At 76.2% G+C, this 2,071-nt stretch carries 1 protein-coding gene and 1 pseudogene; both read left to right on the top strand.

Annotation, left to right across the window (positions count from 1 at the left end; translation table 11 throughout):
* Positions 1–1,507: pseudogene (locus tag B7767_RS26620) on the top strand (DNA-binding protein); the annotation flags it as partial.
* Positions 1,508–1,572: 65 nt separating this feature from the next.
* Positions 1,573–2,071, top strand: a 499-nt coding sequence (locus B7767_RS26615; RefSeq protein WP_256923581.1) for a DUF5682 family protein, incomplete at its 3' end; no start/stop codon positions are given.

The following is a 2,071-nucleotide window of genomic DNA, read 5'->3' as shown; positions in this document are numbered from 1 at the left end:
GGGACCGCTGGTGCCGGAGCCGGCCCGGCCGTCGGGCTGGGCCGCGGCGTTCCGCGCCGAGCTCGCCGAACGCGGGCCGGCGCCCTGGTTCCCGGCGGCCGCCGAGGAGTTCGCGCGGCTCACCGGCGTCACCCCGACCATGGCCCGGCTGGTGGTCGCAGGCCTGCCCATGATCGACGACGAGCGCGTGGCGGTGCCCTCGGCGACGCTGAAGACGATCGGCGTGAAGGCGGCCGACGCCCGCGTCGCCAAGGACGAGCTGAGGAAGCTCGACGCGGACGCCCGGCAGGCCGTGGTCGCGGCGCTGCTGCCCGCCGACCCGTCCCGGCTGTGGACGGACGGTCCCGACGCCGCCCGCGCGGCCGAGGTGTGGAACGAGCGGTTCGGCCGGCGCGCGCCCGTTCCCGAGGAACTGCTCCACGACGCGGTCCGCGGCGTGGTCTCCCCGGGCTGGGCACCGGCCGAGGCGCTGCGCGGATTCCTCGACGTGACCGCCGAGCCCCGGCTGTCCCAGGACCTCACCTGGAGGATCGGCGCCTACCGCCCGGAGAGCACCGGGCAGACCCCCGGCTTCGACGGCGCGGTGCTGAAGGGCTCGGTGGCCCTGGCCGCGTGGCTCGCCCACCGTCTCCCGGCCGGCGACCCGATCCGCGCCACCCTGCCCGGCGTACTCACCGCGCTGCGCGACCGGCTGGCCCACCCCGGCCTGCTGATCGACGTCGACCGGCGGATCGACTGGGAGGAGTTCCGGCGGGCCGCCGGAGAACCCACCGAGACCGGCGACGACTTCGTGCGCCACGGCGCGGTCGTGCTGGGCACCGGGAGGTCCGAGACCGTCCCCGCCATCCGTCCCGCGCTGCTGGACGCGACCGGCAACGACCCGCATCTGACGGCCCTGTTCACCGGCGAGCGGCCCAACGCCCAGGAAACGGCGCTGCGTCTGGTCCACGACCGGCGGTTCGCCGAACTGCTCGCCGATCCCGGCAACCCGGTGGCGGGCGAGCGCGACGCGGACGGGACGTGGTGGCCGCAGGACCCCGCCCGGTCCGTACCCGACCTCGTCACGGAGGTCGCCGAACGGTACGGCATCGGCGAGGACGCCGCCGCCCTCCACCTGATGCTGCTCGCGATGCCGGACCCCACCGACCGCAACACCGCGCGCTGGACCGGCTGGGGCAAGCAGCGCGGCGGAACGGCCCGGCTCCGCGCCGCCCGCGCCGAACTCGCGGCCACCGACCTGGTGGTCGAGGGCAACCGCTCCAAGGCCGGACGTTCGCTGTTCCTGCCCGGCGGCTGGACCCAGCTCGCCAACCCGCACCTGCCGCTGGAGCGGTGGAAGCTGCCGATGTACGACCTGCTCGACGGTGAGAGCCCCGTACTGGGCGTCGTCGTACCCACCCGGCCCGTCGCCGGCCTCTACCGCGAGGCCTGGCGGCGGGTCCAGGACGGGGACGAGCCCCAGCTGGAGGAACTGGAGGTGCCGCGACCGCGGAAGAGCCGTCGCTGAGTTCCGTCACGAAGGGGGACGGCCGTCCCGTACGGCCGTCCCCGCCGAACCGCCCACCTGGACCCATGACCGCGAGAGCAGAGGTGGCCGCGCTGGCGGCCCGCACGGAGCCGTACCTGATCGGCGTACGGCACCACAGTCCCGCGCTGGCCGTCGCCGTGCCCCGGCTGCTGGACGCCGCGGGCGCCGAGGCCGTCTGCGTCGAACTGCCGGCCGACTTCCAGCCCTGGCTGCCGTATCTCTCCGATCCGCGCACCACGGCACCGGTGGCCCTGGCCGGCGCGTACGAGGACGGACGGCTGAGCCTGTACCCCCTCGCCGACTTCTCCCCGGAACTGGCGGCGATCCGCTGGGCGCGGGACCGGGGCGCGGAGGTGATCTGCTGCGACCTGCCCCTCACGGCACCGGAGTGGACGACCGCCCCGGCGGCGGCCGGCCCGGACGCGGACGACCTGTGGGACCGCACCGTGGAGGTGCTCGCACCCGGCAGCGCTCCCGACGCCGTACGCCGCGCCGCCCTCGGCTTCGGCCTGGCCGTGCGCCGGGACCGGGCGGCCCACGGCG

The organism is Streptomyces sp. 13-12-16, assembly GCF_002114215.1.
In the GTDB taxonomy this organism is placed as follows: domain Bacteria; phylum Actinomycetota; class Actinomycetes; order Streptomycetales; family Streptomycetaceae; genus Streptomyces.
This window is presented reverse-complemented; position numbering and strand designations above follow the sequence as displayed.